The sequence below is a fragment of the Bacillus sp. SJ-10 genome, assembly GCF_002843505.1.
In the GTDB taxonomy this organism is placed as follows: Bacteria; Bacillota; Bacilli; order Bacillales; family Bacillaceae; genus Bacillus; species Bacillus velezensis.
Genome location: NZ_CP025258.1, coordinates 3764258 through 3790566, shown reverse-complemented (window position 1 = coordinate 3790566; position 26309 = coordinate 3764258). Strand labels below are relative to the sequence as shown.

The 26309-nt window shown below is 46.8% G+C and carries 28 protein-coding genes, 1 tRNA gene, 1 pseudogene and 1 riboswitch; of the genes and pseudogenes, 23 read left to right on the top strand and 7 right to left on the bottom strand.

Translation table 11 applies throughout. The features are described 5' to 3' along the window. The 5 genes from CXL14_RS18760 to CXL14_RS18740 are packed head-to-tail and all read left to right on the top strand — an operon-like array spanning nucleotide 1 to nucleotide 3439. Entirely contained in the window at nucleotides 1-1233 is a 1233-nt protein-coding gene (locus CXL14_RS18760) for a phage baseplate upper protein (RefSeq protein WP_061574014.1), read from the top strand. Continuing rightward, entirely contained in the window at nucleotides 1230-1613 is a 384-nt protein-coding gene (locus tag CXL14_RS18755) for a hypothetical protein (protein ID WP_061574015.1), read from the top strand. The genes CXL14_RS18760 and CXL14_RS18755 overlap by 4 nt, the downstream gene beginning before the upstream one ends. A 1-nt stretch (nucleotide 1614) precedes the next feature. Continuing rightward, entirely contained in the window at nucleotides 1615-1770 is a 156-nt protein-coding gene (locus CXL14_RS18750; protein ID WP_017417296.1) for an XkdX family protein, read from the top strand. 35 nt (nucleotides 1771-1805) lie between these two features. Beyond that, nucleotides 1806-2228 carry a phage holin family protein gene (locus tag CXL14_RS18745; protein WP_015239640.1) on the top strand — a complete coding sequence of 141 codons (423 nt, stop codon included), beginning with the start codon at nucleotides 1806-1808 and terminating at the stop codon, nucleotides 2226-2228. A 47-nt stretch (nucleotides 2229-2275) separates the two neighbouring features. After that, nucleotides 2276-3439 (top strand): N-acetylmuramoyl-L-alanine amidase, encoded by a 1164-nt coding sequence (locus CXL14_RS18740; RefSeq protein ID WP_017417297.1) that lies wholly within the window; start codon nucleotides 2276-2278, stop codon nucleotides 3437-3439. Nucleotides 3440-3452: 13 nt separating this feature from the next. Here the strand turns inward: CXL14_RS18740 and CXL14_RS18735 are convergent, their stop codons facing one another. Beyond that, the gene (locus tag CXL14_RS18735) at nucleotides 3453-3668 is read right to left on the bottom strand and encodes a hypothetical protein (protein WP_017417298.1); all 216 of its coding nucleotides are present in this window, start codon (nucleotides 3666-3668) and stop codon (nucleotides 3453-3455) included. An 81-nt stretch (nucleotides 3669-3749) separates the two neighbouring features. Between CXL14_RS18735 and CXL14_RS18730 the strand changes: the two genes are divergently transcribed. Then, complete coding sequence (locus tag CXL14_RS18730) at nucleotides 3750-4250, top strand: hypothetical protein (protein WP_017417299.1); 501 nt, start codon at nucleotides 3750-3752, stop codon at nucleotides 4248-4250. Between the two features lie 142 nt (nucleotides 4251-4392). Here CXL14_RS18730 and CXL14_RS18725 read toward each other — a convergent pair whose 3' ends face one another. Then, a complete protein-coding gene (locus tag CXL14_RS18725) occupies nucleotides 4393-5055 on the bottom strand; it encodes a hypothetical protein (RefSeq protein WP_017417300.1) in 663 nt (220 codons plus the stop codon). Between the two features lie 557 nt (nucleotides 5056-5612). On the opposite strand from CXL14_RS18725, the pseudogene CXL14_RS18720 reads away from it, so the two are divergent. The 3 genes and pseudogenes from CXL14_RS18720 to thiC form a co-directional block, all read left to right on the top strand. Continuing rightward, nucleotides 5613-5909: pseudogene (locus CXL14_RS18720) on the top strand (Na+/H+ antiporter NhaC family protein); the annotation flags it as partial. Between the two features lie 84 nt (nucleotides 5910-5993). Continuing rightward, nucleotides 5994-6692 (top strand): Type 1 glutamine amidotransferase-like domain-containing protein, encoded by a 699-nt coding sequence (locus tag CXL14_RS18715; protein ID WP_053285092.1) that lies wholly within the window; start codon nucleotides 5994-5996, stop codon nucleotides 6690-6692. A gap of 50 nt (nucleotides 6693-6742) precedes the next feature. Beyond that, nucleotides 6743-6853, top strand: a riboswitch (TPP riboswitch). A 121-nt stretch (nucleotides 6854-6974) separates the two neighbouring features. Next, nucleotides 6975-8747 carry a phosphomethylpyrimidine synthase ThiC gene (gene thiC / locus CXL14_RS18710; RefSeq protein WP_053285091.1) on the top strand — a complete coding sequence of 591 codons (1773 nt, stop codon included), beginning with the start codon at nucleotides 6975-6977 and terminating at the stop codon, nucleotides 8745-8747. Between the two features lie 40 nt (nucleotides 8748-8787). Here the strand turns inward: thiC and CXL14_RS18705 are convergent, their stop codons facing one another. Continuing rightward, complete coding sequence (locus CXL14_RS18705) at nucleotides 8788-10143, bottom strand: FAD-binding oxidoreductase (protein ID WP_053285100.1); 1356 nt, start codon at nucleotides 10141-10143, stop codon at nucleotides 8788-8790. A 259-nt stretch (nucleotides 10144-10402) separates the two neighbouring features. Between CXL14_RS18705 and CXL14_RS18700 the strand changes: the two genes are divergently transcribed. From CXL14_RS18700 to CXL14_RS18675, 6 genes are all read left to right on the top strand, one after another. Next, complete coding sequence (locus CXL14_RS18700; RefSeq protein ID WP_003155431.1) at nucleotides 10403-10582, top strand: FbpB family small basic protein; 180 nt, start codon at nucleotides 10403-10405, stop codon at nucleotides 10580-10582. 2 nt (nucleotides 10583-10584) lie between these two features. Next, complete coding sequence (locus tag CXL14_RS18695) at nucleotides 10585-12306, top strand: ABC transporter substrate-binding protein (protein ID WP_053285090.1); 1722 nt, start codon at nucleotides 10585-10587, stop codon at nucleotides 12304-12306. 101 nt (nucleotides 12307-12407) lie between these two features. Then, nucleotides 12408-13331: an ABC transporter permease gene (locus CXL14_RS18690; RefSeq protein ID WP_232789960.1), complete on the top strand. Its 924-nt coding sequence runs from the start codon at nucleotides 12408-12410 to the stop codon at nucleotides 13329-13331. Nucleotides 13332-13343: 12 nt separating this feature from the next. Then, nucleotides 13344-14249, top strand: coding sequence for an oligopeptide ABC transporter permease (gene opp4C, locus CXL14_RS18685; RefSeq protein ID WP_017417311.1), 906 nt, complete (start codon nucleotides 13344-13346; stop codon nucleotides 14247-14249). After that, nucleotides 14246-15232 (top strand): ABC transporter ATP-binding protein, encoded by a 987-nt coding sequence (locus CXL14_RS18680; protein ID WP_053285088.1) that lies wholly within the window; start codon nucleotides 14246-14248, stop codon nucleotides 15230-15232. The genes opp4C and CXL14_RS18680 overlap by 4 nt, the downstream gene beginning before the upstream one ends. Then, complete coding sequence (locus CXL14_RS18675) at nucleotides 15225-16190, top strand: ABC transporter ATP-binding protein (protein WP_021494882.1); 966 nt, start codon at nucleotides 15225-15227, stop codon at nucleotides 16188-16190. Before CXL14_RS18680 ends, CXL14_RS18675 begins: the two co-directional genes overlap by 8 nt. Before the next feature lie 71 nt (nucleotides 16191-16261). Here CXL14_RS18675 and katA read toward each other — a convergent pair whose 3' ends face one another. After that, nucleotides 16262-17707 (bottom strand): catalase KatA, encoded by a 1446-nt coding sequence (gene katA, locus CXL14_RS18670; protein ID WP_003155420.1) that lies wholly within the window; start codon nucleotides 17705-17707, stop codon nucleotides 16262-16264. A gap of 257 nt (nucleotides 17708-17964) precedes the next feature. Here katA and CXL14_RS18665 point away from each other — a divergent pair, with 257 nt between their 5' ends. The 6 genes from CXL14_RS18665 (at nucleotide 17965) to rpsN (ending at nucleotide 23333) form a co-directional block, all read left to right on the top strand. Further along, a complete protein-coding gene (locus tag CXL14_RS18665; protein WP_014417254.1) occupies nucleotides 17965-18900 on the top strand; it encodes an amidohydrolase family protein in 936 nt (311 codons plus the stop codon). A 222-nt stretch (nucleotides 18901-19122) separates the two neighbouring features. Beyond that, nucleotides 19123-19890 carry an ABC transporter ATP-binding protein gene (locus CXL14_RS18655; protein ID WP_053285086.1) on the top strand — a complete coding sequence of 256 codons (768 nt, stop codon included), beginning with the start codon at nucleotides 19123-19125 and terminating at the stop codon, nucleotides 19888-19890. A gap of 15 nt (nucleotides 19891-19905) precedes the next feature. Next, nucleotides 19906-20895 carry an aliphatic sulfonate ABC transporter substrate-binding protein gene (locus CXL14_RS18650; protein WP_015239446.1) on the top strand — a complete coding sequence of 330 codons (990 nt, stop codon included), beginning with the start codon at nucleotides 19906-19908 and terminating at the stop codon, nucleotides 20893-20895. Then, complete coding sequence (locus tag CXL14_RS18645; protein ID WP_053285085.1) at nucleotides 20895-21728, top strand: ABC transporter permease; 834 nt, start codon at nucleotides 20895-20897, stop codon at nucleotides 21726-21728. The genes CXL14_RS18650 and CXL14_RS18645 overlap by 1 nt, the downstream gene beginning before the upstream one ends. 24 nt (nucleotides 21729-21752) lie before the next feature. Continuing rightward, on the top strand, nucleotides 21753-22889 hold the full coding sequence (ssuD, locus tag CXL14_RS18640; protein ID WP_053285084.1) for an FMNH2-dependent alkanesulfonate monooxygenase: 1137 nt from the start codon (nucleotides 21753-21755) through the stop codon (nucleotides 22887-22889). A 174-nt stretch (nucleotides 22890-23063) separates the two neighbouring features. Next, nucleotides 23064-23333 (top strand): 30S ribosomal protein S14, encoded by a 270-nt coding sequence (gene rpsN / locus CXL14_RS18635; protein ID WP_007610245.1) that lies wholly within the window; start codon nucleotides 23064-23066, stop codon nucleotides 23331-23333. Nucleotides 23334-23353: 20 nt separating this feature from the next. Here the strand turns inward: rpsN and CXL14_RS18630 are convergent, their stop codons facing one another. After that, entirely contained in the window at nucleotides 23354-23821 is a 468-nt protein-coding gene (locus CXL14_RS18630) for a hypothetical protein (protein ID WP_053285083.1), read from the bottom strand. Beyond that, complete coding sequence (locus CXL14_RS18625) at nucleotides 23818-24021, bottom strand: helix-turn-helix transcriptional regulator (protein WP_003155407.1); 204 nt, start codon at nucleotides 24019-24021, stop codon at nucleotides 23818-23820. Before CXL14_RS18625 ends, CXL14_RS18630 begins: the two co-directional genes overlap by 4 nt. A 189-nt stretch (nucleotides 24022-24210) precedes the next feature. Here CXL14_RS18625 and CXL14_RS18620 point away from each other — a divergent pair. Continuing rightward, nucleotides 24211-24284 (top strand) — tRNA-Gly (locus CXL14_RS18620). Between the two features lie 90 nt (nucleotides 24285-24374). Here the strand turns inward: CXL14_RS18620 and CXL14_RS18615 are convergent. Beyond that, complete coding sequence (locus CXL14_RS18615) at nucleotides 24375-24998, bottom strand: hypothetical protein (RefSeq protein WP_025284465.1); 624 nt, start codon at nucleotides 24996-24998, stop codon at nucleotides 24375-24377. Nucleotides 24999-25082: 84 nt separating this feature from the next. Here CXL14_RS18615 and queG point away from each other — a divergent pair, with 84 nt between their 5' ends. Then, a complete protein-coding gene (gene queG / locus CXL14_RS18610; RefSeq protein ID WP_015239452.1) occupies nucleotides 25083-26243 on the top strand; it encodes a tRNA epoxyqueuosine(34) reductase QueG in 1161 nt (386 codons plus the stop codon). Nucleotides 26244-26309: the final 66 nt, after the last annotated feature.

The following is a 26309-nucleotide window of genomic DNA, read 5'->3' as shown; positions in this document are numbered from 1 at the left end:
ATGTACAAAACGGGCGTCGTTGCATTTGATATAAACGCGAACCGGACAAATGGGCGAACCACGAGCATTCAATTCATGACACAGGACACGGGCAGCGCAAAGCTGTCTTTTTCTTTTACAAAGGATGGTGTACCGTTGCCTCTGTCAGCAGTAGATGCAAAAATTGTTCTTCTGTATGCTGACGGATCGTTTTACAAAAAAAGCCTTACCCTCACCGATAAGGTGAATGGAAAGGCGGAATATGTGCTTTCAGATGCAGAGCTTAAACATTACGGAACAGTTAAAGCTGAGATCAAGCTATATTACGCGAATGGGCAGGCGCTGGCAACCTCATTTTTTACTTTTTCTATCGCCAAAACGTTAGAAGATCAGAATATTATTCCGACAGCTGACTATTACATTGACGATTTTGAAACGCTGAAAGACGGGATAAACCACATCGTCCAAGAAATCAGCCAGACTGTCGAGGAATTGAGAAAGAAATTTGCTGACTTGGAAGCCATTGAAACGAAAGAGGGCGCGCAGCAAAAGGCAGATGCTGCAGAAGAAAACGCCAAGTCTTATACAAACGATCATGCAAAAGATAACGTGAAACACATCACGGCTGCCGAGCGAAAAGAGTGGAATGCCAAGGAAACCCCTTCCGGCGCGCAAGATAAAGTAAACGCCCATGCGAAAGATGCCGTTATACATGTTTCTGCAGCTGATCGGAAAGCTTGGGACAGCAAGGAAACAGAAGACGGAGCACAGGATAAAGTCAATATCCATGCAAGTAACACGGATATCCATGTTACAGCTGAAGACCAAGCTTATTGGGATGACATGACCCGGCAGTTTAAAGCCCACAACTACAATCAAGAACGGCATATCTCGGCAGCTGAACGGAAGACATGGAACGGGGCTGCCACCTATGCCAACATCATGCTGAAGAACGGGGCCGCCGCAGGGACGCGGACACCGATGTACGCAAAGTGGGGGGCATTTTTAATCTTACGAGGGCATGTGAAAACAGACGCCGAAATCATATTCGGCTCCATCCCCGCGGAATACGCACCTGCTGGCGGTTCCGTTATAACAGTGCCGTTAAGTGGTACAGGCGGCACGGCCAATTTAATCATTTATGATAATGGAGATTTAAAAATAAAATACCCGGACCCGGCGGACTCAGGTAAGATGGGCGGAGGCTACTATCTGGATGTGGTCGTGGGCTTTCAGGAAGGAGGGACAGCATGATTCAGGTGTATGAATACGATGAAAATTTTATTTTGACCAAACCTGTTCGAATTGAGCCAGACGAAGAAGGTAATTATACAATCCCTGAGAATTGTACAACGGTACAGCCCCCGCCTTTTTTCAAAGCCATGTTTCAACCCGAAGAGCAAAAATGGACGGAGGCAGCCTCACAGGAAGAGATTGAGGCGATCCATCGTCAAGCCGAACAAGAAAAGGAGCCTTTGCCTATTGATCTTTTAAAGGTGCAAAACGCAAAATTATCGCTCCAAGTTGCTGCTGCAGAAAAAGAAAACGCCCAACGGCGACAACGGGAGGCGGATACGGCTTTGTTAATCGCCCAGCTGCAAAAACAGGTCAGTGAATTGAAGGAGGGGAAATAGAGTGGCTTCATATCCCGAGTTTGCAGACATTAAGCAGTTCTATGATTGGAAGTGTTATTCGGACGACGATATAAGAACCTATGTGGAAATTGAATGGATAACGGCTGATCAATTTAAAGAGATTACCGGAAAAGATTACACAACGAACGCTGAATAAGCGTTTTTATTTTGCCTCGAAGGAGGTGATAACAATTGGAGGGAATACACGTGTGGATGAATTTTGAAAGCTTACAGATCGCAAGAACATATCTTTTCGGGGAGGTGAAATACCTTGACTTACTTCTGATCCTCAGCATTTTGGATGTCATCACCGGCATTATCAAAGCGTGGAAAATGAAGCAGCTCCGGAGCCGCAGCGCGTGGTTCGGATATGTCCGGAAGATGCTCAGTTTTATGGTGGTCATAGTCGCAAACATTATTGACACGATAACAAATTTGAACGGTGTTCTGACCTTTGGAACCGTTCTTTTTTATATCGCAAATGAGGGCCTGTCCATCACGGAAAACTTGGCACAGATCGGCGTTAAAATTCCGGCCGTCATCACTGACCGGCTCCATGTAATTGAAAGCGACAACGATCAGAAAACAGAAAAAGACGATCAGGCAGCAGGTTAAACCGGCTGCTGTTTTTTGAATCCAAAAACAGAATGGGAGAGATTTTTATGTCAGCATACAGAAATCAATATATTGATATTAACAAATGGACGCGGCCGGGAATCAAAAACAACGGCGTGAAGAAACTGGTGGTGCATTACACGGCAAACCCCGGCGCGCCTGCTGCCAATCATTACAGATACTTTGGTCAAACGCTCCCCGCACAGAACAGAAATCTGTCTGAGAAAAAACAGACGTTTGCATCGGCACATATCTTTGTAGATCGTACAGAGGCTATTTGCATCATTCCGTTGAATGAGGTGGCCTATCATGCGAATGACGTTCAGCAATTCGTTAACGGGCAGCCTTACCGGGGTGTCGCGGCGTTGAAACCGAATGCAAATTTCTTATCTATCGGCGTGGAGCTTTGCATTGAAAAGAACGGCACTTTCCATCCGGATACCATTGCCCGTGCAGAACAAGTCTGCGCTGAGCTATGCAAGAAGTTTAAACTTGACCCGATCAATGACATCGTGCGGCACTATGACATTACACACAAAATCTGTCCGGCCCCATGGGTAAGCAGATCACAAGGGTTTACTGATTTCAAGAATGGAGTAAAAGCACGATTAGGTGGAGTAGTAATTAACAAACCAACTAACAACAAATCAAAAACCAACACCGATTCGAATAAAGGCCGTTTCATCAAAAACACGGTGGTTTCAAGTGATGGCCTTGTTCTACGTACACAACGGAGCTCCTCTTCTTCCATGGTTCTCAACCTGCCGAATGGTACGGTTGTAAAATATCAGCTTGGATCAACTGTCAACGGATGGGGATATGTTGAATACACCAATTCAAAAGGCCAGACATTCCACGGATATGTGAATGTCTCCTATATCAAAAGCGATAAAGAGCTGAAAAGCGGCGGCAAGAAGAAAGCAACATCGTCAAAGCCTAAATCCACTCAAAAATCGAAATTCAGCCTGCCTGCGGGTACTTTTAAAGTCACAAGCCCATTGACCCGAGGGGAGGCCGTAAAACGGATTCAGACAGCGCTGGCGGCTCTTCATTATTACCCGGATAAAAGTGCAAAGAATTTCGGAATAGACGGCGCATATGGCCCGAAAACAGCGAATGCGGTCAAACGATTCCAGTCCATGTATGGCCTGTCTGCTGACGGCATCTATGGGCCGAAGACAAAAACAAAGATCGAAGCGCTTCTGAAATGAAAATGAGCAGGCATTAGGCCTGCTCATTTTGTTTTAAGTCATTTGTTAGGTATTCTATATCTTGTATGTACCGTTGTATAGTTTCCTCAATTGCATCTCTTACAACCCGAGGGTAACCCTTTTCACCTTCCTGTTTCTGCTCCTTCTTCAGTTCTTCTAAATCCTCTTTAAACAATTTAATAGCAGTCTTTTTTTGGTCAACATTCATATGATTGTAAATTTTTCTCATGATAAGTCTCCTTTTTTAACTAATTTTAAACAAAAATTATAAATTTTAGTATATAATACTATATTGGAAGGAGGTGGTAAAATGAAAAGGATTATGTCAAGCGTAATTATTCTGTCTCTCACAGGCTTACTTTTAGTATCAACACTATTACCAAGCGTTGCAAGTGCCGCAACTCCTAATAGTCAAACTGAGACTAAAGGAACAACACAGAGTGTTAATGTTCAAACTAACACTGTGAACAATTTGGCTGAGGAACAGAGTGAGGAGCCAGTGTTCCACACTACCGGCATTAAAGGCTATCTAGTCAAATTAGCTGCAAATACAGTCTCCTTAGGAATTAGACATGGCGGAGCAGCGGTTGGCCAAATATTAAAACATGCCGACGCTAAAGCAGCAAAAGCATTTAAAAAGAATTCAGGCTACATAGCAGATAAGATAGATGAAATAGCTGAACTTCCCGATGTTACTGCACATATGATTTCGGACAAGCTATTTAAGGCTTTGAAGGGTAAGATTGGCGGGGGATCGGCCAAAATAATTGCTGATGGTGTTTATTATGCAATTAATCTATTGTTGTTCTAAAAGCAGGTATAATGCCTGCTTTTTTGAATAAGCTTCTGTCTGTGACAATATGTTGAGGCATTAAAAGAGGAATTGGAATTAAAATAAAAGTATCATTCAGACAAAGAATAACCCCCTCACAATCAATGTGAAGGGGGCTTTTTTATTTTAACGATATTTCGATTTCCTTTCCGCGGGTCAATCGGTTTTCTTTACTTCTATCAGCTAAAAGAACATCAGCTGTTTTCAGACGCACTTTCTTTGTAGACGTGGTTACTGGTACAGTTACAAAGCTGTTTTCTTGAGAAGAGTTCCCAAGAATCTCAATATTTTCGGGGTTAGGAAAACGCATCATACGATTGTATCCTAAATCTTTTTGAACACCGTTAACAACGGCATATTCAAATCCTGACCAATCTAATTGATCATCAGAATTATTTTTTAATGAATACTTAATCTGGGCATAGGTGAAGGTACTTAAATCTTCTTTTAATGAGTTTTGAAGGTCGCTATGGTATTGATCAGCCATATTACTCACAGTAAGAACTTTTACACCTGTAAGATAAACACTTAAATCTCCAACTTTTAAAACTTGGTTCAGATCTTTAGATGATTCTAAAGTGACTGTACCCACATTGGGATCTTCTACACTATCTCCTACAGTGTTCAATGTCTTTTTTTCTTCTTTTGAGTTGGTTGTATCAGTGGACTTTTCAGCAGAAATTTCCGTGTTCTCTGTGGTAAGAGTTTTAGAATTGTTACTATCACATGCAGATAAAGCTAAACAAATGAATGCAGACAATAATAAAATACAATATTTCTTCATTTGTAATATTTCCCCCTTTATGGTTATGAAGCAAGAATATCACATATGAAGATAAATTTTTCCTACTTGAATAAATTTCTCAATAGCTTATTTGTTGCCTTGCCTGCAGCACGACGGGCCATCCTTTTTCCGAGTGTGCCGTTTTTGGTTGCTTGAACATCGCCGAGAATACGCGCGATCTTGTACAATAAACCCCTTGTTTTGTTAATGTTCATGATTATCTTTTTTTATCCTCCCACTCTTACTTCCCGCCCGGCATTCATTCCGACTGGTGGATCACATTTTAGATTCAACATTTTCACCCCTTCTTTTAAACCCATATACTTGTATTCAATTATATCTGACGATTCCTTTTCTTGCTAATCGGGATTACACAAACAAAAACACTTAAAATATTTTTACACAAATTTTGCACAAGAGTAAAAGTAAACCTTTATATATCAATGGTTAGAGGGGTATATTCGACCCCGGCCACCGGTATAAAAAGGGTTCTACATATGTAGAAGCTTTTTTTGTTGTATGAAAATATCCTCCAAAGCTTGTGAAAAATGATAAGTCTGCGGCCGGTTATATCCTGTTATATCAGTTCATCTTAGGGAACTTGGGGGCTATTAATGCCGCTCGGCGTAACGCTAGCGGTTCAGTCACATACCAGCTTATTATTAGCGATCGGGGCTGTGTTTGCGAGCGGAACATTTGGAGCGTTTGCTTCTCCTCTCAGTGATAATACGGTGACAACCTGTACGGTGTTGGGGATCGATGTTGTGAAGTATGCCCGTTCGAAGCTTGTTCCGGCGCTTATCGCCGCAGGGATCTCCGTTGTGTTATACGGTGCGTTTTCATTTTTCAGATAACAAATACTTTTTGAAGGCGTTATCCGAAAATGGGATAACGCCTTTTTATGAGCTGTTATACTAGAGAAAAAAAGAGGTGATGACGTGAAGCAGATTATTGCAATGGGCGGCGGAGGCTTTTCCATGGAGCCGGATCATCTTGTGCTGGATCAGTATATTTTAGAGCAGTCGGCGCAGTCAAAGCCGAAAGTTTGTTTTTTGCCGACGGCAAGCGGAGATTCGGAGAATTATATCGGCAGGTTTTATCAGGCCTTTCAAAAGCTGCGGTGTGAGCCGGATCACTTGTCGTTGTTTAAACCGCCGGGTTCTGATCTCAGATCCTTTCTCATGAAGAAAGATATTATATATGTCGGCGGCGGAAATACGCGCAATATGCTTGTCTTATGGAAAGAATGGGGGCTTGACCGTATTCTTCGTGAGGCTTGGGAAAACGGCATCATGTTGGCGGGTCTCAGCGCCGGGGCGATTTGCTGGTATGAAGAAGGATTGACGGATTCAGCTGGAGATTTGAGAGAGTTAAGAGCTTTAGGATTTTTGCCGGGCAGCTTTTGTCCGCACTATGACGGAGAAGCGGGGCGCCGGCCGGTGTATCACCGTCTGATTTCAGAAAAGAAACTCAGGGAGGGCTATGCCGCTGATGACGGCGCTGCGCTTCATTATAAAGACGGTCAGCTGATCCGGGCTGTCTCTTCCCGGGAAACCGCAAAGGGTTATCGGGTTTTTAATACCGAAGAAGGCGTTCGGGAAACAGAGCTTATGACTGTCCCGTTATCTGAATTTTGATAATATGCTTTTTTTTGTACACCAACTTATGTTACGATGAGAGCGAAATCAATAGTTACTGGGGGTGCCCATCTGAGCGGGCTGAGAGAGAAGCGGCGGCTTCTTAACCCTTTGGACCTGATCTGGTTCGTACCAGCGTGGGGAAGTAAAGGTTTTATTATTGTTGAAGAAAACAATAATAGTTTCTTTCTGACTGCAAAACCGGGTTCTTCTTTGAACCCGGTTTTTTTGTGCTGGTGCTGAGCTTGGTTCTGTTATTCAAATGATAAAGGAGAGATTTGTATGCAAAATCAATCAGTACAGCAAGCGAACATTTCCATTATGTCGAGTTTTTCCGGCAGTAAAAAGGTTTATGCAGAAGGTTCTTCGCCCGATATACGAGTGCCGATGCGGGAAATCAGCCTGAGTGCGACTACGGGGGCATTCGGGGAAGAGGAGAATGCGCCGGTCCGTGTTTATGATACGAGCGGGCCGTATACAGACCCGGATGTACAAATTGATATTCATGAAGGGCTGGGGGCGCTCCGCACAAAGTGGATTACCGGGCGCGGAGATGTAGAAGAATATAACGGACGGACCGTGAAGCCTGAAGACAACGGTTATAAAAAAGAGGGCCGTGCCGCCGAATACCCCGGCCTACAGCGAAAACCGCTTCGGGCCAAGCCGGGGAAAAATGTAACACAATTGCATTATGCGAGAAAAGGCATCATTACGCCGGAAATGGAGTTTATCGCAATTCGCGAGCATGTGTCTCCCGAATTTGTCAGGGAAGAGGTGGCGAGCGGACGGGCGATTATTCCTTCTAATGTCAACCACCCGGAAAGCGAGCCGATGATTATCGGCCGGAATTTTCATGTGAAAATTAATGCAAATATCGGCAACTCGGCTGTTACATCTTCTATCGAAGAAGAAGTCGAAAAAATGACGTGGGCGATTCGCTGGGGCGCCGATACGATGATGGACTTATCCACGGGAAAGGACATTCATACGACGCGTGAATGGATTATCCGCAACTGTCCCGTGCCTGTGGGGGCGGTGCCGATTTATCAGGCGCTTGAAAAAGTAAATGGCATTGCCGAGGATTTAACGTGGGACATTTATCGTGACACATTGATTGAGCAGGCGGAGCAGGGCGTGGATTATTTCACCATCCATGCCGGCGTACTGCTTCGTTACGTCCCGTTAACGGCCAAACGCACGACGGGAATCGTATCCCGCGGCGGGGCGATTATGGCGCAATGGTGCCTGGCTCATCATCAGGAAAGCTTTCTGTACACGCATTTTGAAGAAATTTGTGAAATCATGAAGACCTATGATATCGCTTTTTCACTTGGTGACGGGCTTCGCCCCGGTTCGATTGCGGATGCCAATGATGAGGCGCAGTTTGCGGAATTGGAGACTCTCGGAGAATTGACGGAGATCGCGTGGAAGCACGATGTGCAAGTGATGATCGAAGGACCGGGTCATGTGCCGATGCATAAAATTAAGGAAAACATGGACAAGCAGCTGGAAATTTGTAAAGAGGCGCCTTTTTACACGCTCGGGCCATTAACGACGGATATCGCTCCGGGTTATGACCACATTACTTCAGCAATCGGCGCGGCGATGATCGGCTGGTACGGGACGGCGATGCTTTGCTATGTCACGCCGAAGGAGCATTTGGGGCTGCCGAATCGTGATGATGTAAGAGAAGGCGTCATTACGTACAAAATCGCGGCACATGCCGCAGACCTTGCTAAAGGGCATCCGGGTGCACAGATCCGTGACGATGCTCTGTCTAAGGCGCGGTTTGAATTCCGGTGGCTTGATCAATTTCATTTGTCACTTGATCCTGAAAGAGCAATCGAATATCATGATGAAACGCTGCCGGCTGAAGGCGCAAAAACGGCTCACTTCTGTTCGATGTGCGGTCCGAAGTTCTGCAGCATGAGAATTTCTCAGGATATTCGTGATTATGCGAAGGAAAACGGACTTACTGAAGACGAGGCCGTCAATGAAGGGCTGAAAGAAAAAGCAAAAGAGTTTGCGGAGAAGGGAAGCCGCTTATATCAATAAAAGAAAAGATGAAGATGGAGTTTGCCCATCTTCATCTTTTTTAGAAAAACGGTGAACGGCGAAGCGGCGGAATGCTCTGTTCAAATCGGAATATATTTTCCGGATCGTATTTCGTTTTGACTTGACGGAGGCGGTGAACATTTTCTCCGTAATATGTTTGCAGCCAGTTTCTGATTTCTCTATCAGGCCAATTCACGTAATCTCCCATCGTTTCTCTTGATAGGGACGTTCTCAGTCCTTCGATCCAGCGGACATTTTGTCTTTCTTCTTCAGCAGATGTCCAAGTTGTAATATATTCTTGGGCAATGATTGCGTTGCGATAGTAGAATGCCGTTTGGTCCGGAGCGATCCGTCCGGCCGCCCCGCCGAGAGACTGCTGCCAGACACTGGCGTTTTCGTTCGGAGCGTGCTCTAAATAGCGCTTTAAAGTGGAAATCGCGCGTGAAGATAATGGTTTTTCAATAAAGGATCCTGACCGCTTCATCTTTTGCGGCTGATTGCCTCCCGGGCTGTTAAAAAAGGCTGCAGCTTTAATAAATGGCACTGTCTTGACCATGCCGCTTGTCGGTTTTCCCGCTTTCATTAACGGAGCCAGCAGTTCTTTCAGCTCATCCTTTGTCCCGGTAAATTGACCGAGCGCTTCTATGCGGTTGACTTTCTTAGGCCAAAACTGAATTGATGAGGTAAGCCGGTTGTCTGTAAATGGAGCCCAGCGCTGCCATGTGTTAAATACTTTCTCAAAATCATCCCAGCCCCAAGTGACAGAAAAAACAGACACGCACGAGATCGGCACGGCTTTAAACATCATGGATGTGACAATGCCGAAGTTGCCTCCCCCTCCGCCCTGAGACGCCCAAAATAGATCAGAGTGCTTTGAGCGGTTGACTGTGATCAAGTCAGCACCCGCTTTTTCGTCCGCTATGATCATTTCGAGCTGGAGGAGACGATCGCAAGTAAGTCCGGCTGTCCTTGTTAAATATCCGATTCCTCCCCCGAGCGTCAGCCCCGTGATTCCCACATTCGCAATGGTTCCCGCAGGAAGGGTCAAGCCGTACCGCCAGAGTGTCCGGTAGACTTCTCCTAATTCGGCTCCCGCTTCAATCGAGACCAGCCGCGTATCCTCATTTACTCTTATTTTCTTCATTTCACTGAGATCAATGACTAGTCCGTTATTTAACAGGGAAAAATTTTCGTAGCTGTGTCTTCCGCCTCTGATGCGGAAAGGCACATTGTTCTCACGCGCCCATCTCAGCGCATTGAGGGCGTCATGTTTATTTTGACAAAACACAATGATGTCTGGATATCTTTGCAGGCTTAAATTGATATTGGTTCTTGCAGTATTATAGTCCGGGTCATCTTTTTTGACGATGCGACCGGTCAATGTTGTCTTTTCCACATTCTCACTCACTTTCACTTGTACTCTGCTATGTTTTCTAGCATATGCGGAAAAATGAGAGAGTGTATGAGGAAAACCCCCGGAAGGAAACGATATTTTAAATTATAGTTGACAGGTAGGGATTGTATGAATTAACATAATCATTACATATTTCCAAACGATGGCTGATCGGATCACCGAAGGCTCTTATCTTTTAAACAGATAAGGGCCTTTTTTGCGTGAAAGTCATTGAATGAAATGAAAAGCGGAGGGATGAAAAGTGGCGTTAAAAAAGGTATCACATGTGCGCAAAAAGAGCAAAAAACGAAAAAAGTACAGAAAACACACATTGAATTTCGAACTGCTTGTAGAGAAAAACAAACGGGAGATTATGAGAAATGAGGAACAGATGGAGCAGATTTATATAAAGATAGATGAAAAGCATGCGGGGGTTCGATAAAGATGAAGGAGAGAAAATGGAGGATAAAAACAACGGTACTCGCGCTGTCGGTATCCATCATGTTATCAGGGTGCGCGTTAGGGAGTGCCGGAGAAGAACCGTCATCTGCGGCTGATAAAAAGGAAGAAACACGTATCGCCCATGTCAAGACAAAGGAATTTAAAGCTTCTCATCCGGCGGCGATTCCCGCTAAATCGAAAGCCAGAACTGACACTTTTGTTGCTGGGATTTCCGCGCCGGGCGGCGTGTTTCTGCCGTACTTTTACGAAAACGGCTGGGACGGAAATGCGACAGATCCTATTTTTGAACCGTTAGTCAAACTGGATAAAACGGGGAAGCCTGCCCCGGCTCTTGCGGAAAGCTGGAAAATTTCCAAAGATCAACTTACATACACGTTCCGTTTAAGAAAAAATCTCGTTTTCAGCGACGGTTCACCGCTGACCGCAAAGGATGCCGCATTCACTTTAACACTGCTGCATGATCCTGCATACGCGGGCTATGAAGATATCACCACGGCCTATATTAAAGGCGGTAAGGCTTACAAAGAAGGAAAGGCAAAGACGATAGAGGGCATACGCGTCCTTGATGACAGAACCATTCAAATTACGACTGAGAAAGTCAGTGCGAAGTCGCTGCTTCTTTTAGGCGGGCAGGTGCTGTCAGAAGCCTACTACGGGAAGAAATATCAATTCGGCAAACTGGACTATTTAAAAGAGCTTTATGCCAAACCGCTCGGAGCGGGACCTTATCAATTTACAGAATACCTTCCGGGACAGGAAATACGCTATCAGGCTAATGAACACTATTATGCCGGAAAACCGAAAACCGAAAAGCTGATTTATAAAATTATCGATCCGTCAACTTCTCTTCAGCTGTTTGAAACGGGTGACCTTGATTACGCTTCTTTCTCACCTGATGATGATACGGTTCAGCATTTAAAAAGTCTCGGTTTTGCCAATATAAGCGTATCTGTCGTGAATGATTACGGGCTTGTGTACGTCAATCACAAGCGTCCGCCTTTTCAAGATAAGAAAGTGTCCCAGGCGCTTATTTACGGACTTGACCGTCAAAAAATCGTCGATGTCCGCTTTAAACGCTACGGAGAGGTCGCGAATGTTCCGGTGTCTCCGGTTTCGTGGGCTTATGATGACAAAGGTGTCAATCGGTACGCGTTTAACCCTGAAAAAGCCAAAAAGCTTCTCGATGAAGCGGGCTGGAAAACGGGCAAAGACGGTGTGCGTGAAAAAAACGGCAAAAAGCTTGAAATCAGCTATTACACGTCTAAAGCGGATGATGATTTCATCCCGATCGCGAAAGAAAATTACGCGGACATCGGAATCTCATTAAAACCGGAAGTCATGGATTTTAATACAGAAGTAGCGAAAATAAATGACAAACAATACGACCTTGCCGCCGTTTCCACCTCGCAGATTCTTGATCCGAATGACACGGTGGAAAAGCTGGCTTCCGGCCATCCCAATAATGTAACGGGATATTCCAATCCGAAAGCGGACCGGCTGATAGAAAAAGGAGCCGGCACGCTTGATATCAGCAAAAGAAAAGAGATTTATCACAAGCTGTACCGGGAGCTCGGGGAAAACCCGCCTTACATTCTGATTCATTACCGTCAGAGCGCAAGGGCGGTCAGCGGAAAAATAAAAGGGCTTGAGCCTGACAATTATTCTGGAATCAGTTCAAGTCTCTCAAATGTCTCAATTCAATAGAACGGTTGGGCAAAATACCCGGTGCATCCTGGGGATTTTGCCCTTTCAGCGGAAAGGAGGGGCTTTTTGTGAAACGGTATGCTGCAGAACGATTCATTCAAATGCTTGTGATCTTATTCGGTACGTCTTTTATTATTTTTTTCTTATTCGCCATGCTGCCGGGCGACTATATTGATTCCAATGTAAACCTGACTCCTGAAAGAGCGAAGGAGTTAAAAGCGCTTTACGGGCTGGATCAGCCGATTTGGCAGCGCTATGTGACGTGGCTCGGAAATGTGCTCAGCGGAGATTTTGGGTTTTCTTTGAAATATCAGGAGAACGTCCTGTCACTGCTACGGAAATATGTCAGGAATTCGTTTTTTGTCGCGTTTTTGGCGTTGCTTGTCACATGGTCAGCCGCGATGATAACGGGTGTCATATCCGCTGTCAGGAAATACTCATGGTTTGACGGGATCGTGACGTTTCTTGTGTTTGCTTCCATGGCGTTTCCGTCTTTTTTTATCAGCCTTCTGTTTATTAAGTGGTTTGGGGTGGATTTGAAAATATTGCCCGTCGGCGGGATGATTGATACCGGAAGCACGAGTACAGGTTTTTCGTACGTGCTTGAAGCCGCCAGACATATGATTCTTCCGGTCGTGATTTTATCTATGCTCGGCATCGGCTCGCTGACAAGGTATTTCCGCTCCGGCATGCTGGACGTGATCAGACAGGATTATATCAGAACGGCGAGAGCGAAGGGATTGAAAGAGCGCACCGTCATCTGGAAACATGCGTTGAAAAACGCGCTCATTCCGGCCATCACCCTGCTTGCTTTTGAACTGCCGGGACTGTTTTCCGGAGCCATCATTATTGAACAGATTTTCGGGTGGCCGGGTGTCGGACGTATTCAGCTGGAATCTGTGCATTATCGTGATTATCCGGTTTTGATGGCGTTTACCTTGTTTTTGTCTTGTTTAACGATTGTGGGGAACTTCTTGGCGGATATCGCTTATGCCGCGGTTGATCCGCGGGTCAGGCTGAAATAGGGGGTGTTCGGAATGAAAAAACAAAAAGGGGTGCCGCCTTCTCTTTGGAAGCAGACGTACCGCCGCCTGCTGCAGCATAAGCTGACGGTCATCAGTCTTCTTTTCTTATGTTTTATGTTTTTATTGTGCTTTATCGGGCCGTCTTTTTCTCCGTACATAACAGATCGGACGGATATTTCAAATGCCAATCAGCAGCCGGGAATCCATCATTGGCTGGGAACTGACCAGTACGGGAGAGATGTGCTGACGAGGCTGATGCTGGCGGGGCAGATTTCTCTGACCGTGGGGCTTGCTTCAATGGTGATGTCGCTTGTCATCGGTTCTTTACTCGGGGCTGCGGCCGGATTTTATCGGGGAGCCGCTGATATGATCATTATGCGCATCGCTGATATGCTCATGTCCATCCCGGGCCTGCCGCTGCTTTTGATTTTGGCTGCGGTGATGTCGGAGTGGAAAGTGCCTTCTGAATACAGAATGTACCTGATTATGATGATGTTAAGCCTGATCGGATGGCCCGGTTTGGCGCGGCTTGTACGCGGACAGATTTTGTCGCTGAAGGAGCAGCCGTTTATGATGGCCGCGGAAGTTTTGGGGCTTAGTGATAAACGGAAAATCCTCTATCATTTGCTTCCCAATACATTGCCGTTATTACTGGTAGCGGCGACTTTGCATGTGGCGGGAGCGATGCTGAGTGAATCGGCGCTGAGTTTTCTCGGGCTTGGCGTTGCTCCGCCCACACCTTCTTGGGGAAACATGATGGAAGCGGCGAATCATTTTATGGACTTTACACTCCGCCCGTGGCTGTGGATTCCGCCGGGAACGGCCATTTTTCTGACCGTTGTGGCGATTCATCTGCTTGGAGACGGTTTAAGAGACGCTTTTGATCCTAAGGTAAAACGGCAGGTGAAAGTGAAATGAAAAAACCGCTTTTAGAAGTAAGGCATTTGGAAACGGCTTTTTATACAGAGGAGGGGGCGGTAAAGGCTGTGGACGATGTCAGCTTTACGATACATGAGGAGGAAACGGTTTGTATTGTAGGGGAGTCCGGCTGCGGGAAAAGTATGGCGTCATTGTCCATTATGCAGCTTATTCCCGAGACGGGGAGAATCGAACGGGGAGCGGTGCATTTTTCCGGACGGAACCTGTTGGAATTGAAACCAAAAGACATGCAGAAAATCCGCGGCAGCGAAATCGGGATGATATTTCAGGAACCGATGACATCTTTGAATCCGGTGTTTACAATCGGTGAGCAGCTGGCCGAACCGATTCGCGAACATTTGTTGCTGAGTAAGAAAGAAGCATGGCGGAAGGCCGTTGAACTGATCACGTTAGTGGAGATCCCGCATGCCGAGCAGGTTATGCACCGATATCCTCATGAGCTGAGCGGCGGCATGCTGCAGCGCATCATGACGGCTGTCGCGCTAAGCTGCGAACCGAAATTGATCATTGCCGACGAGCCGACGACAGCGCTTGACGTAACCATTCAGGCGCAGATATTGGATTTATTGCGGGATATGAAAAAGCAATTTCGCACGTCTATTTTATTCATTACTCATGACCTTGGCGTGGTTGCCGAAATGGCTGATTATGTGATTGTCATGTATGCGGGAAAAATTGTGGAGGAAGGACCGGTTGCAAAGCTGTTTTCTGATCCGAAGCATCCGTATACGAAAGGGCTGCTCGCGGCCAAGCCGGTTATCGGTCAAAGAAGGGAGATGCTGTACACCATTCCGGGGCAGGTCCCCGAGCTTGCGGACCTGTCGGGATCGTCTTGTTATTTTGCGGAGCGATGTGAACACAGCTCGGAAATATGCCGGAGATCGAGCCCGCATTTTACTGAATTCGGGAAGGGGCATCAGGCGGCGTGCTGGCTTTACAGAGAGGAGAAAGCAGATGAGTGATGCGTTGCTGGAGGTCAAGGGGCTGAAAAAATATTACGAGGAACATGGGGGGATGAGAAAGACCCGCAAAAATCCCGTAAAAGCGGTCGACGGTGTCAGTTTTACGATAGAAAAGGGAGAAGTGTTCGGCTTAGCGGGAGAATCGGGCAGCGGAAAGTCATCAATCGGCAAGACCATTTTGAGGCTTCATGAGAAAACAGGGGGAGAGGTGTTTTTTCAGGGGCGTGATGTGTTTCGGATGAGCCGGCGCGAGCTCAAAACTTTCAGATCAGAAGCGCAGCTCATCTTTCAAGATCCGTTCAGTTCTTTAAATCCCCGGCGCCGGATCGGAGAAGCCATCGGTGAAGCGATGATCGAGCATCAATTGGCGGTGAAGCGGAATGCGCGTGATAAAGCGGCGGAGGTTCTTGAAGCCTGCGGACTTTCCGCAAACTTTATCGACCGATATCCGCATGAATTTTCCGGAGGGCAGCGGCAGCGGATCGTGATTGCAAGAGCGATGGCGCTCAAGCCGCAATTTATCATTATGGATGAACCCGTGGCGGCGTTAGATGTCTCCATCCAGGCGCAGATGATCAATTTGTTCAGCAGCCTTCAAAAACAGCACGGGCTGTCATATTTGTTCATTTCTCATGATTTAAGCGTGGTGGAGCACTTATGTACGAAGGTCGCCATTATGTATTTAGGGACGATTGTGGAATACGCGTCAAAGGAGGAGCTCTTTTCACGGCCGCTTCACCCTTATACGAAAGCGCTGTTATCAGCCGTGCCTGTTCCTGATCCCGGAGCGAAAAGGGAGCGGATAATTTTAAAGGGTGATATACCGAGCCCCTCTGATCCGCCTTCAGGCTGTAAATTCCGAACGAGATGCCCGGCAGCCAAGAAGATATGTGCTGAGAAAAGTCCGGCGCTGTCAGAAAAAGGGCTTCATCATTTTGCGGCATGCCACTTCGTGTAATTGAGAAAAAAACGATTTTATTGATAATAAACAGGAAAAACCTGCCGGGCAGACCGGCAGGTTTTTTGATGCTATTTTGGTGATGGCAGTCCGAGTCCTTCGGCAACGCGTCTGCCGTATTCAGGATCAGCCTTGTAGAAGTGGCCGATCTGGCGCAGCTTAATTTCTTCTTTTTCCACAGGTTTCATCGCACTGACGATATTGGCGACAAGGCGCGCGCGCTCTTCCTCGCTCATCAGGCGGTATAGGTCGCCGGCTTGTGTGTAATGATCATGATGGTTATAGCTTACACTGTCAGCGAAACCTGATACAGGATATGCCGCCTGTTTATCTTCAGGTGACTCTTTCGGGCCGCCGAAGCTGTTAGGCTCGTAATAGACGGAGCGGCCGCCGTTATCATCAAAACGCATTTGTCCGTCACGCTGATAGTTTTTCACTTCATTGCGGGAACGGTTGATCGGCAGCGCCTGATGGTTCGCGCCGACACGGTAGCGGTGCGCGTCATGGTATGCGAACAACCGGCCTTGAAGCATTTTGTCAGGTGAGACGTCGACGCCGGGGACTAATGTGCCGGGAGAGAACGTCGCCTGTTCTACTTCCGCAAAGTAATTTTCCGGATTGCGGTTCAGAACCATGCGGCCGACTTCAATGAGCGGATAGTCTTTTTGAGACCATACTTTTGTGACGTCAAACGGATCAAAGCGATATGTGTTTGCGTCTTCTAACGGCATGATTTGAACATATAATTTCCATGCGGGGAAATCGCCGTTTTCAATCGCATTGAACAAATCTTCCGTATGGTAATCGGGATTTTCGCCCGCGATTTTTGCGGCTGTATTAACATCAAGGTTTTTCACGCCTTGCTCTGTTTTAAAGTGATATTTGATCCAGACGCCTTCGCCTTTATCATTTGTCCATTTAAATGTATGGCTTCCGAATCCGTGCATATGGCGAAGAGTCGCCGGAATGCCCCGGTCTGACATCAGAATGGTTACCTGGTGCAGGGATTCCGGTGACAGAGACCAGAAATCCCAAACGGCCGTCGGGTTTTTCAGATGTGTTCTCGGATCTCTTTTTTGTGTATGGATAAAGTCAGGGAACTTGATGGCATCGCGGATGAAGAACACGGGTGTATTGTTTCCGACGATGTCGTAGTTTCCTTCTTCTGTATAAAACTTAACGGCAAATCCGCGCGGGTCGCGCACTGTGTCACTAGAGCCCAGTTCGCCCGCAACGGTTGAGAAACGGATGAAGAGCGGCGTGCGTTTACCGACTTCTGACAGAAATGCGGCTTTCGTATATTTTGTAACGTCATTTGTGACTTCAAAATAACCGTGTGCGCCCGCGCCTTTTGCGTGAACGACACGCTCCGGAACGCGTTCTCTGTTAAAGTGCGCCAATTTCTCAAGCAGATGGACGTCTTGTATTAAAGCAGGACCGCGATCGCCGGCCGTCATTGAGTTTTGGTTATCTCCGACAGGAGCGCCCCAGCTGGTTGTCAATTTATTTGAACTCATGTGATCACCTCTTTAGATTTATAAAAACATAATATCACCTATCAGTAAAAAGTCAATATTATTTTATAATGATTATAAAATAATTATTTTTATTATCGAAAAAAAGGGTTTGGATTTGAAAGCCTACTTGACTGACGGGAATAATGGGTTTAAGATGAGAAAAAATAGAAACCGCTGACTTGGACACAAGAGGCTCTTATTCTTCACTGGATAAGGGCCTTTTTTTATTGTCAGGCGGTAAGGGAGGCGGCGATTGTATGCTTTTCCGGCAGCATTTTAAACCTGTCGATATTCACGGTCATCTGCCGTACAGCCTTTATTTCGGCAAAAACGATAAGACATTTTCCGATTACAACCGGGAGCGGTCAGAAAGAATGAATCTGACTTGGGATTTTCCTGATCCGCATGATGTTGATGGCGATGACGGCGAAATCGCTTTGATGACAAGATGGGAGAATGAATTAGATAAGTACGGCATTGACGTGCTGAATTTTTTAACAGCAGAGAGCAATGACCGGATGGCGGCGTTTATTCAAGCCAATCCCGCGAGATTTACCGGATTTGCATATCATCCTTTGGAGCGGGAGAATGCGTATGAAGAGCTGAAAAGAGCGGTAGAAGAGCTCGGTCTGAAAGGATATAAACTGTTCGGACCGCTGACAGACATCGATTTTCATGATCCGTCGCTGAAAAAGCTGTGGACGTATCTGGCTGACAAAAAGCTGCCTGTATTAATTCACTTCGGGCTTTTAGGAAGAGCGGGGGGCATTGTCAGCCATCGCAACATCAACCCGCTCTCCATCTATCGCGTCGCGAGAGAGTATGCTGATATCCCGTTCATCATTCCGCATTTCGGCGCCGGATATTATCAGGAACTGCTTCAGCTGTGCTGGAGCTGCCCGAATGTGTATATTGATACGTCCGGCTCAAATCAGTGGATGAGGTGGATGCCGTACCCGCTTGATTTGGAAATTCTGTTTCGAAAGACATCTGAATTAATCGGTGCTGAACGGATCATCTTCGGGACGGATTCGAACGGATTTCCGAGAGGATATGTATACAGATATCTTCAGGAGCAGGTGAGGACCTGCCGGGAAATCAATATGCGGGAAGAAGATATAGAAAACATATTCGGCAACAATGCGCGAACATTATTGAAAATCGCCCGGCAAGAAAAGGAAGTAAACACGTGATACAGCCGATGCGCTCTCTGGCAGGGTTATGCCGGAGAGCGTATTTTAATCCTTATAAAAAATAGTTGACAAGTCGGAATAATTTGAATTAACATGATATTCAAATTTAAAAACAAACGGGTTGCCGATCGGACCGCCGAAGGCTCCCATCTCTGCAAGCAATCGGAGATGGGGGCCTTTTTGTTTTTCGATCGCACGCGGCAGAAAGAGAGGGGAAGACAGATGGCTGTAACCATCAGCATACAAGAAAAAGCTTTTGAGCATGAAGGCCGGAAAACACCGGTGCTGAATGATATTGAGCTGTCAATTGCTTCGGGAGAATTTTTGACTGTCATCGGGCCGAGCGGATGCGGCAAAAGCACGCTTTTAAAATTGATTGCCGGTCTTGATACCGATTATAAAGGCTCTGTCACAATAAACGGCCGCAATGTGTCGGGACCGGGCATCCGGCAGGGATTTATCTTTCAGGAGCACCGGCTGTTTCCCTGGCTGTCGGTAAAACAAAACATCGCTGCCGATCTCAATATGAACGACCCGGCCGTTCGGAAAAAAGTGGATGATCTGATTGAGGTTGTCAGGCTGCAGGGAGCGGAGAACGCTTATCCGCGCGAATTATCCGGCGGCATGTCGCAGCGGGTTGCCATCGCCAGAGCCCTTTTGCGCGAGCCGGAGGTGCTGCTTTTAGATGAACCGTTCGGGGCGCTTGACGCTTTTACGAGAAAACATTTGCAGGATGTGCTGCTTGATATATGGCGCGAGAAAAAAACGACGATGATTCTGGTCACGCATGATATTGATGAATCCGTCTATTTAGGCGATAAGCTGGCGATCCTCAGGGCAAAGCCCGGCCGGCTGCACAGTCTGATGCCGATTCAGCTTCCGCATCCGCGCAATCGGACGTCAGCGGATTTTCAGGCTGTCCGGCAGAAGGTGCTTTCTGAGTTTGAGAAAACGGAAGACCTCCGGTTTGCGGATGGGTCCGGGATATAGAAGGGACGAAGCGAAGTGAAAAAAATCATCATTCTTTTAGCCGCAGCAGTCATGATGTCAGCCGGATGCAGTGCAGACGGGACAGGAGGGAGCGGGAAAACGGTGAAAGAAATCCGGATCGGCATCCAGCAGAGTTTAAGCCCGCTTCTCATTGCCAAGGAAAAAGGCTGGTTTGAAGAGGCCTTCAAAAAAGACGGAATAAAAGTAAAATGGGTCGAATTCCAAAGCGGTCCTCCGCAATTTGAAGGTCTTGCCGCCGATAAGCTTGATTTTTCCCAGGTCGGCAATTCACCGGTCATTTCCGGTCAGGCGGCAGGAATTGATTTTAAAGAGATCGGGCTGTCTCAGGACGGGTTAAAGGCAAACGGTATTCTCGTAAACAAGGGCAGCGGCATTCAGAGCCTGAAAGAATTGAAAGGTAAAAAAATCGCCGTAGCCAAAGGCAGCAGCGGCTTTGATTTTCTTTATAAAGCTTTAGATAAAGCGGGGCTTTCCGCCGATGACGTCACCATCATCCAGCTTCAGCCTGATGAGGCGGTTTCCGCTTTTGAAAACAAATCAGTTGACGCATGGTCCATTTGGGAGCCGTATTTGTCGATTGAAACGCTGCAGCACGGGGCGGAAATATTGGCGAACGGAGAAAGCACAGATTTATATTCTCCCGGTTTCACGTTAGTCAGAACGGGATTTTCCAAAGAACACCCGGATGAGGTTGTCCGTTTTCTGAAAGTGTTCAATAAAGCAGTTACATGGCAAAAGGAACACAAAGATGAAGCCGTCTCCTTATATGCGAAAATCAAACATCTTGATCCGAAAGTCGTCAGAAACGTGCTTAACAATACTGAGCCTCTCAATGAACCGATCAATGATGATATTGTCAAAGCCCAGCAGGAAACCGCTGATTTTCAATATCAAACAAAAGCGATTCATAAGAAAATTCATGTAAAAGACGTTGTCGACAATTCATTTATTAAAAAAGCGCTTGAAACGGGGGATGGCAAGTAATGAAAGCAGAAGCATCAACGGCTGCCGGCGCAATAAGCCAATCAGAAAAGAAAGCTCTGGCAAGATCCCGGAAGTATTCATACCAATGGATGAAAGGGGTTGTACTCCCGGCTGCGGTCATCGCAGTATGGCAGTTTATCGCAAGTCTGGGCATCGTCTCGGCCACGGTGCTCCCGTCGCCTGTCGTCATCTTGCAGACGTTTCAGGAACTTCTTCTTTCAGGTGAGCTTTGGGGTCATTTAGAGATCAGCTTATACCGGGCGGCTGCCGGATTTCTGCTTGGCGCGGGCCTTGGACTTGTTTTCGGGCTGCTGGTCGGTTTCTCAAAGCGGACGGAAGCATATCTTGATCCGTCTCTGCAAATGCTCAGAACGGTTCCGCACTTGGCCGTGACTCCTCTGTTCATTTTGTGGTTCGGATTTGATGAGACATCAAAAATTCTGCTGATCGCATTGGGGGCTTTTTTCCCCGTGTACATTAATACGTTTCTCGGAATCCGCAGTGTGGACGCGAAGCTGTTTGACGTCGCGCGTGTGCTGGAATTTAACTGGTATCAGCAGATGGCGAAATTAATTCTTCCGGCATCTCTGCCGAATATCCTGCTCGGCATCAGGCTCTCTCTGGGCATTGCGTGGCTCGGTCTTGTGGTGGCGGAACTGATGGGCTCGAGCGAAGGCGTCGGTTATATGATTATGGATGCCAGACAATTTTCACAGACAAATAAGGTGTTTGTCGGCATTATCATTTTTGCGGCTGTCGGCAAGCTGACAGATGCATTGGTCAGAATGCTCGAACGGAAACTATTAAAATGGCGGAACAGTTATGAAGGGTAACCTATTAAAAAAGGAGAGATTCATATGGAGATTCTTTGGTTTATTCCGACGCATGGTGACGGCCGGTATTTAGGGACGCAAACGGGAGGGAGAACGGCGGATCATCTTTATTTTAAGCAAGTGGCACAGGCGGCGGACAGACTCGGGTATACGGGGGTTCTGCTGCCGACGGGGAGATCATGTGAAGACCCGTGGCTGACGGCTGCCGCTTTAGCGGGGGAAACGAGTGACTTGAAATTTTTAGTGGCGGTCCGTCCGGGACTGATGCAGCCGTCTGTCGCCGCGAGAATGGCGTCGACAATGGACCGGCTGTCAGACGGCCGTTTGCTCGTAAATGTCGTAGCGGGCGGAGATCCTTATGAACTGGCGGGAGACGGCATGTTTATCAGCCACGATGAACGTTATAAGGCGACTGAAGAATTTTTAACCGTCTGGCGCGGACTCATGCGGGGCGAAACGGTGACATATGAAGGGGACCATATCAAAGTGGAAAACAGCAATCTGCTGTTTGCGCCAAAACAGTCTCCGCATCCGCCATTATATTTCGGCGGTTCATCACAGGCGGGAATTGAGGCTGCGGCGAAACATACAGATGTCTATTTAACATGGGGAGAGCCGCCGGAGCAGGTAAAAGAAAAGATTGAAACCGTTAAAAAACAGGCTGCCAAGAAAGGAAGGACAATGCGTTTTGGCATCAGGCTTCACGTGATTGTCCGGGAGACTGAGAAAGAGGCATGGGAAGCGGCTGAACGATTAATCAGCCATTTAGACGAAGAGACGATTGCGAAAGCGCAGGCTGCGCTCCGGCGCGCTGATTCTTCAGGACAAAAACGGATGGCCGATCTCCATAACGGTGACCGCTCGAAGCTTGAGATCAGTCCGAATCTCTGGGCTGGCATCGGACTGGTCAGAGGCGGAGCGGGCACGGCGCTTGTCGGTGATCCCCAGACCGTCGCCGATCGAATTTTAGAGTATCAGGCACTCGGCATTGAGTCGTTTATCTTTTCAGGCTACCCGCATCTGGAAGAAGCTTATTATCTGGCTGAACTCGTGTTTCCGCTTCTGCCGTTTCAGAATGAACGGACTAAAAAGCTTGAGCGCAGACTGGGTGAAGCAATGGGAAACGACCATTTTGCAAGAGGAAATAAAGCGACAGTCTGATGACGTCGCAAGGCGGATAATTGACGGCGGGCGCTTTCTGCGGATTCATTTCCGGGGAAATGCCGGCAGTGAAGGCGGGTATTCACCCGCCTTTTTAAGCGCTTAGCTTGCACGATACTCATATGGATGATATGATACAAAACGTAATTATTACGATTTGATAGGAGTGCTGAAATGGCCAAAAAATCAAAAGTGATCAAAGAGCTCAAGCGGCAGAAGCTTGTTGAACAATATGCGGACATCCGAAGAGAATTAAAGGCAAAAGGAGACTGGGAAGCGCTGAGCAAACTGCCGCGTGATTCTGCTCCGGCCAGGCTTCATAACCGCTGTACGGTGACGGGGCGGCCCCGCGGATATATGAGAAAATTTAAATTGTCCAGAATCGCATTCAGGGAGCTGGCCCATAAAGGCCGGATTCCCGGGGTGAAAAAAGCGAGCTGGTAATGTAAAAAACTCCGGATCTGTCATGAACCGGAGTTTTTGCCGTGCTTATGAAAAGTGAAAACATAAGCCAAATGCTGAATCATCATCAGAATGAAAATCAAAAGAATCGGAAAAAAGGGAAGATGCGGCTGAATCTGCGGATAAAACAAAAGCAGAACGGCTGCGGCCGGCAATGAGAAGTAAACGGCGATATACGAGGAACGGCAAGCTTTAGCCGTCATCATTCGTTCTCTTTCATCCTGTTCCTCAAATTCATCGGGCACAAGCTTGTGCTTTTTGCCGTTTCGTTTTTTCTTTTCGGCATAGATATACAATGCGGCACAAACGGTAAACAGCAGAAACGGAGTGATATTCAGCTCAAATGAACCGCTCCCCTCCGTTTGGAAAAACTGGGCGATCCGCGGCGCCGCTTCCATAAAGGAAATAAGCGTCCAGCAGGCCAATCCGTAGAGTGCAAGGTGAAAACACGCTTTTCTTTTCAAACTCATTTTTTCTCCTCCTCCAGCCAGAAAACTTCCTCCATCGGCAGGGAGAAAGCCCGGCAGATGTTAAGCGCCAATAAAAGTGAAGGCACATAATCTCCTTTTTCAATCGCTGCAATCGTCTGTCTGGTGGCTCCGGCTTCTTTTCCGAGCGTTTCCTGAGAATAGCCGAATCTGGCTCTCAGCTCTTTTACTTTATTTTTCATCATCACGCATACCTCAAGTTTTCTTCTTTTTCGTATTGTATGAAATTCTTAACAAAATGTAAACCCAACTTAACATGTGGACAAAAAAAGAATTTTTTTCGACAAATTTTTTAACATTCCCTTGACGAAAAAAAAATAAACATGTAATATTAGAAACGTCAAAGCGGTACTGACAAAAAGAATTTTGATGCGGGTGTAGTTTAGTGGTAAAACCTCAGCCTTCCAAGCTGATGTCGTGAGTTCGATTCTCATCACCCGCTCCATACATACGTTATTAACGCAGTGTTTCGTTTCTCTGATAAACGAAGTATTGCGTTTTTTTATGTGAAAAAAGACACGAAAGGCGTGTCTTTTTATGAAAGCCAAGAGACGGTATGCGTGCCTCCGTGAATTTGTTCAAACATTTTGGTTAAGGATGATAGCAGCTCATCCGCCGCGTCGGCATGAAATGAAGGCGGGAAAAAGATCAGCTGCAGCATTTTCTTTGTGCCGGGCGTGACCGGTCGGGTATTGATATGTCCGGTGAAATCGCCGAAAACGCCGTCCGGTCCAGAGAAGGACAGTACGCTTTCTTTTTCTCCGATCGTAATCGAAATCGGTTCATCTATTTCTGCGGCGTCATACGCCATGATAGGCAATGAATATTTCAAGGAGAAAAAAAGTATGGTATCATGGGCTGAATTCACACTTTCAATGAATCGTTCCCGGGAAATATCGCCGAGCATAAGCTCCATCGGCGTTTTTTGTCCTGAAAAGGCGGGACTGAGCTGTTCCATTATACGCGCCCACTCTTTTACAAAAGGCTGCTCTTCTATACCGCCGTCAGCATAATCAAAGTAAAGAGATTCTTGAAATAAACGGAGGCGGCCTTTCAGCATTTGCGGAGCAGGCCCGACTTCGATCTGTTCATATAAGACGGCTGCCGCTTTGATCCCCGGCACCCGTTCAGCAATAAGTGGATCTAAACTGATGTTCAAGTGTGTTCACTCCATTTCGGGATGATAAAACTCTATTATACCTGTGCGGGAGCCTGATCACAAAGAAAGGAGGCTGTGCAAAAAATGAATATTCATAAACTGAAAGAGGAATTAATCGAATACGCCAAAAGCATCGGAGTTGACAAAATCGGGTTTACGACGGCTGATACGTTCGACAGTCTGCGGGACCGGCTGATTCTTCAGGAATCACTCGGCTATTTATCCGGGTTTGAAGAGCCGGATATTGAAAAACGGGTCACTCCGTCTTTGCTTCTGCCGAAAGCCAAATCAATCGTCGCCATCGCCCTTGCTTATCCTTCCAAAATGAAAGATGCGCCGAGGAGCACGAGGGACGGGCGGCGCGGCATTTTTTGCAGAGCTTCCTGGGGGAAGGATTATCATGACGTGCTGCGCGAAAAGCTTGATCTGCTGGAGAATTTTCTCCAAAGCAAACATGAGGATATCCGCACAAAGTCAATGGTGGATACAGGGGAATTGTCCGACAGGGCCGTGGCTGAACGGGCGGGAATCGGCTTCAGCGCCAAAAACTGCATGATCACCACACCTGAATACGGCTCTTACGTCTATCTGGCTGAAATGATCACCAATCTGCCCTTTGAACCGGATGTGCCGATTGAAGATATGTGCGGTACGTGCACAAAATGTTTAGACGCGTGTCCGACCGGCGCACTCGTCAATCCCGGACAGCTTAACGCCCAGCGCTGTATTTCGTTCCTGACCCAGACAAAGGGATTTTTGCCGGATGAGTTCCGCACGAAAATCGGAAACCGTCTGTATGGCTGTGACACGTGCCAGACGGTCTGTCCGATTAATAAGGGGAAAGATTTTCATCTTCATCCGCAGATGGAGCCTGATCCGGAAATCGCAAAGCCGCTGTTAAAGCCGCTTTTGACCATAAGCAATCGCGAATTCAAAGAAAAATTCGGACATGTATCGGGATCATGGCGCGGCAAGAAGCCGATACAGCGGAATGCGATTTTAGCTTTGGCTCATTTTAAAGATGCCTCGTCTCTTCCGGAATTAACGGCCTTGATGCACCAAGATCCGCGCCCCGTCATCAGAGGGACGGCCGCCTGGGCCATCGGGAAAATCGGTGACCCTGATTATGCGGGGGAATTAGAAAAAGCGCTTCAAAAGGAGCAGGATGAGGAAGCCATACGGGAAATTGAAAAGGGACTGGAGCTGTTATCGGTTTCTGATAAGACTAAAACCGGCCGGTCCTGACATATGTATAGAGAAAAAGCACTTGACCTGAGTTCAAGTGTTTTTTCTTTATAAAACAGTATGGTG

What these genes read in the sequence shown, in the direction of transcription:
- CXL14_RS18655 (WP_053285086.1), top strand. Translation starts at nt 19,123, where the DNA reads ATGGCTGTAACCATCAGCATACAAGAAAAAGCTTTTGAGCATGAAGGC.
- CXL14_RS18730 (WP_017417299.1), top strand. Translation starts at nt 3,750, where the DNA reads ATGAAAAGGATTATGTCAAGCGTAATTATTCTGTCTCTCACAGGCTTA.
- CXL14_RS18690 (WP_232789960.1), top strand. Translation starts at nt 12,408, where the DNA reads ATGCTTGTGATCTTATTCGGTACGTCTTTTATTATTTTTTTCTTATTC.
- CXL14_RS18680 (WP_053285088.1), top strand. Translation starts at nt 14,246, where the DNA reads ATGAAAAAACCGCTTTTAGAAGTAAGGCATTTGGAAACGGCTTTTTAT.
- katA (WP_003155420.1), bottom strand. Translation starts at nt 17,707, where the DNA reads ATGAGTTCAAATAAATTGACAACCAGCTGGGGCGCTCCTGTCGGAGAT.
- CXL14_RS18630 (WP_053285083.1), bottom strand. Translation starts at nt 23,821, where the DNA reads ATGAGTTTGAAAAGAAAAGCGTGTTTTCACCTTGCACTCTACGGATTG.
- thiC (WP_053285091.1), top strand. Translation starts at nt 6,975, where the DNA reads ATGCAAAATCAATCAGTACAGCAAGCGAACATTTCCATTATGTCGAGT.
- CXL14_RS18740 (WP_017417297.1), top strand. Translation starts at nt 2,276, where the DNA reads ATGTCAGCATACAGAAATCAATATATTGATATTAACAAATGGACGCGG.
- CXL14_RS18695 (WP_053285090.1), top strand. Translation starts at nt 10,585, where the DNA reads ATGAAGGAGAGAAAATGGAGGATAAAAACAACGGTACTCGCGCTGTCG.
- CXL14_RS18735 (WP_017417298.1), bottom strand. Translation starts at nt 3,668, where the DNA reads ATGAGAAAAATTTACAATCATATGAATGTTGACCAAAAAAAGACTGCT.
- queG (WP_015239452.1), top strand. Translation starts at nt 25,083, where the DNA reads ATGAATATTCATAAACTGAAAGAGGAATTAATCGAATACGCCAAAAGC.
- CXL14_RS18665 (WP_014417254.1), top strand. Translation starts at nt 17,965, where the DNA reads ATGCTTTTCCGGCAGCATTTTAAACCTGTCGATATTCACGGTCATCTG.
- opp4C (WP_017417311.1), top strand. Translation starts at nt 13,344, where the DNA reads ATGAAAAAACAAAAAGGGGTGCCGCCTTCTCTTTGGAAGCAGACGTAC.
- CXL14_RS18645 (WP_053285085.1), top strand. Translation starts at nt 20,895, where the DNA reads ATGAAAGCAGAAGCATCAACGGCTGCCGGCGCAATAAGCCAATCAGAA.
- CXL14_RS18725 (WP_017417300.1), bottom strand. Translation starts at nt 5,055, where the DNA reads ATGAAGAAATATTGTATTTTATTATTGTCTGCATTCATTTGTTTAGCT.
- CXL14_RS18625 (WP_003155407.1), bottom strand. Translation starts at nt 24,021, where the DNA reads ATGAAAAATAAAGTAAAAGAGCTGAGAGCCAGATTCGGCTATTCTCAG.
- rpsN (WP_007610245.1), top strand. Translation starts at nt 23,064, where the DNA reads ATGGCCAAAAAATCAAAAGTGATCAAAGAGCTCAAGCGGCAGAAGCTT.
- ssuD (WP_053285084.1), top strand. Translation starts at nt 21,753, where the DNA reads ATGGAGATTCTTTGGTTTATTCCGACGCATGGTGACGGCCGGTATTTA.
- CXL14_RS18675 (WP_021494882.1), top strand. Translation starts at nt 15,225, where the DNA reads ATGAGTGATGCGTTGCTGGAGGTCAAGGGGCTGAAAAAATATTACGAG.
- CXL14_RS18760 (WP_061574014.1), top strand. Translation starts at nt 1, where the DNA reads ATGTACAAAACGGGCGTCGTTGCATTTGATATAAACGCGAACCGGACA.
- CXL14_RS18755 (WP_061574015.1), top strand. Translation starts at nt 1,230, where the DNA reads ATGATTCAGGTGTATGAATACGATGAAAATTTTATTTTGACCAAACCT.